Raw genomic sequence first — 6,186 nt, 5'->3', positions numbered from 1 at the left:
CACTTCAGGTGAGCTTGTTCGAGCGTATCCCCCTTTGGGCGCTGCTTAATCCCACTCCACCAGAGCCACAAAAAAGGATCCTCAAATGAGGATCCCTTTATGATCAAAAACTATGGGACAGCAGTGGTGCTTAAAGCACCTCTTTTTTTATGAACGAACCGGAGTGATCGCAGGACCCTTTAGGGAACCAGCTTGCCCCACAGATCGTGATCATCAGCATCCTCAACGATCGCCTTCACAAACTGACCTGGTTCAAGCTGTGTCTGACCATCAAGGAAAATCTGGCCGTCGATGTCAGGAGCATCCGCTTTGGTGCGACCCACAGCCCCTTCGGCAACCACTTCATCGATCAGCACATCGACCTGCTTACCTACTTTTGCCGCCAGCTTGCGAGCACTGATTTCGGCCTGTTTTTCCATAAAACGTGCCAGCCGCTCTTGCTGCACCTCTTCAGGAATAGCCGCAGCGATATCATTCGCACGCGCCCCTTCAACGGGGGAATAAGCAAAAGCCCCAACACGATCCAGCTGCGCTTCATCAAGGAAATCAAGCAGCTCCTGGAATTCAGCATCCGTTTCACCGGGGAAGCCGACGATAAAGGTGCTTCGCAGAGTGATATCCGGACAGATACTGCGCCATGTCTGGATACGCTCCAGCGTCTTCTCCGCAGCCGCAGGGCGAGCCATGGCTTTCAAAACACGCGGGCTGGCGTGCTGAAATGGAATATCCAGATACGGCAGGATTTTGCCTTCAGCCATCAGTGGAATGACATTATCGACTGAAGGATACGGATATACGTAGTGCAAACGCACCCATACGCCCATTGAACCCAGAGCTTCACATAGCTCCAGCATACGTGTTTTAACAGGTCGCCCCTGCCAGAACCCCGTGCGGTACTTAAGATCCACACCATAGGCACTGGTATCCTGAGATACCACAAGCAGCTCTTTCACACCGGAGTTCACCAGACGCTCGGCTTCATCCAGCACCGAACCGACCGGACGGCTGACCAGATCACCACGCAGCGATGGAATGATGCAGAAAGTACAGCGATGGTTACAGCCTTCGGAAATTTTCAGATAGGAGTAATGCTTAGGCGTCAGTTTAATCCCCTGAGGCGGTACCAGATCAATAAAGGGGTTGTGATCTTTCTTCGGTGGAAGAAACTCATGGACCGCACTAACCACCTGCTCATATTGCTGAGGGCCAGAGACGCTGAGAACTGAGGGATGCACATTACGGATGTCCTCTTCCTTGCCACCCATACAGCCCGTCACGATTACCTTGCCATTCTCTTTCAGCGCCTCACCGATCGCATCCAGAGACTCCTGCTTGGCTGCATCAATAAAACCGCAGGTGTTCACGACCACCAGATCAGCATCCTGATAGGTAGGTACCAGCTCATAACCTTCAGTGCGCAACTGAGTCAGGATACGCTCGGAATCAACGGTTGCCTTGGGGCAGCCAAGGCTGATGAAACCAACCTTTGGGGTGGATGGAGTACTCATAGGGTTTGCCCCTCTGGTTAATCACGGTGAGAAAATGGTGCGAAATTATACAGTGACTGAGATTAACGCGCACGTCTCTCTCTGTGAAATTTCGTGCGTTCTTTACGCATTCACCTACACAAGAAAGTCTGCGGTCTCATAAATACACAGATCTTATTCTGGTAGCACTAAAGGTGTACTTCCTGTCCCGTTAAACACAGAGAACAAACGGCTGGCCCCCTTTATTCAGCTAACTGCGATAACACAGCAGCGACAGACATTACGACAGCGCAGCAGCACTGCAAACACTGTCAGCTTTTCTTTGCAAAGGTGTCCTGAAGGCCGATGATTCCTGACTTTGGACAAGGGTGGTTACACTTCTGTGCGCCAACTCCTGACGAGTATCCCCATATAATTCAAAGAGCTCACAACAACAGGGATTCGAATATGAAACTCTCAAGGAAACGTCCGATGTTAACGATGGCTGCAGCGCTGACCGCGGGCCTACTTTCCTCCGTCGCTTTTGCCGCGCCAGGTAACAATAACGGACATGGTAATGATGACCAGATGATTCCGCCTGGTCAGGCACAGCAACATGGTAACCAAGGACATGACAATAAAAGTCACGCTCAAGGTAATCAGGGTCATGCCAAAGAAGTGAGCCATGCCAAGCCTGATCAGAAAAATTCCTATTTCCACCAGCATGGCTATACCAAGCTGGATATTCCAAAATCCGCCTATCCACCTCCCGGTCAATGCCGAGTGTGGTACCCCGGTCGGGCTGAGTCCAAGCAACCTGGATTCAGCAACTGTAATGCCAAGGTCCCTGCTGGAGCCTGGATGATGCGTCATCCAAGCAATAACAGTGATATCACCATCAGCGTATACGGCCAGAGTGGAATCAGTGCCCAAGGTGTATTCAGCCTTGATAACGGTACTCTGCTACAGGTGTTATTAAGCCCATAAGGCCATCAGAAGTTGCAATGAAAAGCCTGAGCAAACGCTCAGGCATTTTTGTATATATCACCTATTTAAGACTGGCCAGCTCGTCGATGTGCGACTTTTCCCAAAGAGGCCCAATCCCAGTGAGCCTGACCATTAGCCAGTGCATCCAGATGCTGGTCATACACCGCTGAAGCGACCGGCATCGGGATACTCGCTTTACTGGCAGCCTCCAGACCCAGTCGAACGTCTTTAGCTCCCAATGCCAGCTTGAAACCTGCCGGTTCAAAGTTTTCTTTGATCATGTTGCCGCCATACCCCTGATAGACGGGAACGGCAAACAGTGTAGACGTTATTAACTCCATAAAATCTGCACCGGAAACCTCATGGCCTTGAACTAAGGCCGTGGCCTCTCCCATGGTCTCAATGGCGGAAGCAATCATGAAGTTCACACCCAGTTTAACGATGTTGGCCTGATAGGGGTGCGGGCCAAAGTACCAAAGCTTCTGACCCATAGCCTCAAGTAAAGGCGCGGCCTGATTCACAACACCCGAGTCACCCGCTACAACAATCTGTAAGCGACCTGCTTCAGCCACATCCACCCGACCGAGCACCGGTGCTGACAGATAGTTCACTTGGCGCGTCGCTAATACCTGTTCCAGCATCTGAGCAAAGCTGACAGAAACAGTGGCCATATTAATGACCGTCGTTCCTTGTTTCAGCTGTTTTGCCAGACCGCTTTTGAGCAACACATCATCGGTAGTCGTATCATCCGCCAGCATGCTAATGATAACGTCGGTCTGCTCAGCCAGCTCAGTGACATTACGCATTTCCCTGGCTCCTGCTGCCTTTAAGTTCTCTGCCTTACCTTCACTTCGATTCCAGACGAGCATCTCATGGCCTGCTTTAAGCAGATTTCTCGCCATCGGTTCACCCATAGTGCCCAGCCCGATAAACCCGATACGCATAATGACTCCTGTTCGACATGAATGGATTTCTTTCTACCGGATAAGGCTGGCTAAGCGAGCTCGCAAGCCAAAATTACGTAAAAAGCAGGGAAAACAAGGTTGCAGTGAAGCTAGCCAAGAACGAAAGCAACGAAGTGCTTGCTTGATACCAGGATCCAGGCATCATGTTTTCTAACACGGCATATCAATTCTGCTCATAGAACCCCTGAGAATAATGAAATTTACTCGACCATTGTTTTTGTTCTAACATCACGTCATACATTGCTATTCAGCCGGAAAGTGCCTGGACGTCGACAAAAATGACAAAGCCTAATTTCAGTCTTGAAGTCTTCCCCCCTAAAACTGCTGCCACGACCTTGTCGCTGTGGAAAGCCACTCAGGAGCTCTCACCTTTCCATCCTGAGTTCATCTCTGTGACTTGCGGTGCCGGTGGCACCTCGACAGGCGATACCACCAAAGAAGTGGCTCAGGTAGTCTCCCAACAGGCTCAGTGCCCGGTTGCCGCTCACATGACCTGCGTATCAGGCAGTAAAGAGGAGCTGACTCAGCTGGCCCGTGAATACTGGGATCTGAACATTCGTCACCTTGTGGCGCTACGCGGCGACATGCCCGGACAGGACAAGTACACCCCACGCCCGGATGGTTTTGCCTACGCCGATGAGCTGGTCGCAGGTATGAAAGAGATTGCTGATTTTGATATCTCCGTGGCGGGTTATCCGGAAGGCCATCCTGATTCAGCTTCTATGGAGAAAGAGCTTGAGTTCCTGAAGCGAAAAGTAGATGCCGGTGCAAACCGCATCATCACTCAGTTTTTCTTCGACCCGGAGGTGTTTCTTAACTACCGGGAAAAAGTTGCTGCTGCAGGTATCCATGCCGAAGTGGTTCCAGGCTTGTTACCAGTACTGAACTTTAAACGTATGGCATCTTTTGCAGCGCGCTGTCAGGCATCAGTACCTAAGTTTTTGCATGAGATGTTTGAGGGTGTTGAGGCTGAAGACATTGATCACCGCTTGCTGGCGATGAATATTCTGAGTCACCAGATTACGCGCCTGCATTCCGAGGGAGTGAATTTCTTCCACCTCTACACACTGAATGAGTCGATGCTAACTCGTCATGTCTGTCGCTGGATCCGCTCAGCCTTCTAAGTGCTTTCACGTCTTTTGACATTGATGTGCCCGGATTTCTCCGGGCATTTTTGTACCCAGCTGAAGCCGCAGGCTTTTAAAGGGAATAAAAAAACCGCCTTTAAGGCGGTTTTTTTGATGTTATGGCAACGCTCACAATCAGTTAGCCGGTGTTTTCTCTTCCTGCTGAACAGACTGCAGTGCCACTCCACCTTCAATGTGAATAGTGCGTTGAGGGAAAGGAATCTCGATGCCCTCCTTATCAAACTCGATCTTTACGCGCTCATTAAGATCGCAGAATGTCGCCCAGTAATCTGAGGTTTTCACCCAGGGACGAAGCACAAAGTTGACCGAATTATCTGCCAGGGCCGTAACGCCAATGAAAGGAGCAGGCTCTGCTAAAACACGGCTATCATCTGCAATGATACGCTCAAGCACCTGACGCACATGACGAAGATCAGCGCTGTAACCGACACCAATTGTCAGATCTACACGACGCTCGGTTCGGACAGAGTAGTTAGTCAGGGAGTTATCCATCAGCTTGGAATTTGGCATGACTACCTGCTGGTTATTTGCCGTCTTAAGTTCGGTGTAGAGCAAACCAATACGCTCAACTGTTCCCATCGTGCCAGCACAGTCAATAAAATCCCCTAAACGGAAAGGACGGAAGACTGTCAGCAGAATACCCGCAGCGATATTACTCAGAGAGTCTTTCAGCGCCAGACCAACCGCAAGACCGGCAGCACCCACGACTGCGATCAGTGATGTGGTCTGAATACCGAGCTGAGTCATGGTCAGAATCAGCGTAAGAACAACCAGAACGGTATGCACCAGGGTTCGAACAAAAGCAGCCAGCGTCGCATCCATTTGCGCCCGACCCAGCATTTTGTAGGCAAGCTCACTGAACTTACGACTCAGCCACCAGCCAATAAAGAGAATCAGTATGGCCGATACAAGACGCGGCCCCCAAGTCAGTATAATCTGCTGAATGTATTCGCTGTTTAAGTTCAAACTTTCCATATTTACTCCTGAAAACTGACTTAATAACTCACTCCATCACTCGGGTAGCTGGAGTATAATTAGCCCTTTAAGTCATCGTAGAATCAAACGTGGGGGTTGTCGTGTTGCAAGCATTTGCCGGTATCTGGGGTATTGCAGGCGTCTCCATACTGTTACTGTCAGCAATTGGCAGATTACTGCCTCTCAGTTTGCAAGCCTTGCACACGGAGCTGACAACCCTGCAGTGGTCCGTCTTCTGGCTTTTTCTGATTTTCATGCTCTACAACGAGGGCTACCGTGGCTTTCAGAAAGCCTTTTCCCCCCGAACAGCAGCCCGTGCCCGCCATCTTAGCCAACATGCTACGTTAGGCCAGGCAATTTTGGCACCTTTTTTCTGCATGGGGTATTTCCACACGACTCGTAAGCGTCAGATCATCAGTATCAGCATTACTTGTACCGTCGTGGCACTCATAATTCTCTTCCACTTTCTGCCGCAGCCCTGGCGAGGCATTCTGGATGGGGGCGTAGTCGGCGGCTTGATCTGGGGAATTATTTCGTTCTGGATCTGCTGCTGGAAGGCATGGTTCAGTGATGAGTTTAATTCCTCTGCTGAACTGCCACAGCAAGCCTGATTCCAAAGAATCATGACTGTAAAAAAGCCCGCAC

The 6,186-nt window shown here is 50.4% G+C and carries 6 protein-coding genes; 3 read left to right on the top strand and 3 right to left on the bottom strand.

The features are described 5' to 3' along the window. Nucleotides 1-179: 179 nt before the first annotated feature. Nucleotides 180-1,508 carry a 30S ribosomal protein S12 methylthiotransferase RimO gene (rimO, locus tag ACKC9G_RS14990; RefSeq protein ID WP_411406806.1) on the bottom strand — a complete coding sequence of 443 codons (1,329 nt, stop codon included), beginning with the start codon at nucleotides 1,506-1,508 and terminating at the stop codon, nucleotides 180-182. Between the two features lie 450 nt (nucleotides 1,509-1,958). On the opposite strand from rimO, the gene ACKC9G_RS14985 reads away from it, so the two are divergent. Then, nucleotides 1,959-2,453 (top strand): hypothetical protein, encoded by a 495-nt coding sequence (locus tag ACKC9G_RS14985; protein ID WP_411406804.1) that lies wholly within the window; start codon nucleotides 1,959-1,961, stop codon nucleotides 2,451-2,453. A gap of 65 nt (nucleotides 2,454-2,518) precedes the next feature. Here ACKC9G_RS14985 and ACKC9G_RS14980 read toward each other — a convergent pair whose 3' ends face one another. Beyond that, nucleotides 2,519-3,397: an NAD(P)-dependent oxidoreductase gene (locus ACKC9G_RS14980; RefSeq protein ID WP_411406802.1), complete on the bottom strand. Its 879-nt coding sequence runs from the start codon at nucleotides 3,395-3,397 to the stop codon at nucleotides 2,519-2,521. Nucleotides 3,398-3,696: 299 nt separating this feature from the next. Here ACKC9G_RS14980 and metF point away from each other — a divergent pair, with 299 nt between their 5' ends. Beyond that, entirely contained in the window at nucleotides 3,697-4,542 is an 846-nt protein-coding gene (gene metF / locus ACKC9G_RS14975) for a methylenetetrahydrofolate reductase [NAD(P)H] (RefSeq protein WP_411406800.1), read from the top strand. A gap of 138 nt (nucleotides 4,543-4,680) precedes the next feature. On the opposite strand, the gene ACKC9G_RS14970 is transcribed toward metF, so the two are convergent. Continuing rightward, nucleotides 4,681-5,541 carry a mechanosensitive ion channel family protein gene (locus tag ACKC9G_RS14970; RefSeq protein ID WP_411406798.1) on the bottom strand — a complete coding sequence of 287 codons (861 nt, stop codon included), beginning with the start codon at nucleotides 5,539-5,541 and terminating at the stop codon, nucleotides 4,681-4,683. 101 nt (nucleotides 5,542-5,642) lie between these two features. On the opposite strand from ACKC9G_RS14970, the gene ACKC9G_RS14965 reads away from it, so the two are divergent. Beyond that, nucleotides 5,643-6,152 (top strand): hypothetical protein, encoded by a 510-nt coding sequence (locus ACKC9G_RS14965; RefSeq protein ID WP_411406796.1) that lies wholly within the window; start codon nucleotides 5,643-5,645, stop codon nucleotides 6,150-6,152. The last annotated feature ends 34 nt before the right edge of the window (nucleotides 6,153-6,186 follow it).

The sequence above is a fragment of the Pokkaliibacter sp. CJK22405 genome (assembly GCF_046614695.1).
Taxonomy (GTDB): Bacteria; Pseudomonadota; Gammaproteobacteria; order Pseudomonadales; family Balneatricaceae; genus Pokkaliibacter.
This window is presented reverse-complemented; position numbering and strand designations above follow the sequence as displayed.

Coding starts and splice junctions, on each gene's coding strand:
- rimO (WP_411406806.1), bottom strand. CDS start 1,508: ATGAGTACTCCATCCACCCCAAAGGTTGGTTTCATCAGCCTTGGCTGC.
- ACKC9G_RS14985 (WP_411406804.1), top strand. CDS start 1,959: ATGTTAACGATGGCTGCAGCGCTGACCGCGGGCCTACTTTCCTCCGTC.
- ACKC9G_RS14980 (WP_411406802.1), bottom strand. CDS start 3,397: ATGCGTATCGGGTTTATCGGGCTGGGCACTATGGGTGAACCGATGGCG.
- metF (WP_411406800.1), top strand. CDS start 3,697: ATGACAAAGCCTAATTTCAGTCTTGAAGTCTTCCCCCCTAAAACTGCT.
- ACKC9G_RS14970 (WP_411406798.1), bottom strand. CDS start 5,541: ATGGAAAGTTTGAACTTAAACAGCGAATACATTCAGCAGATTATACTG.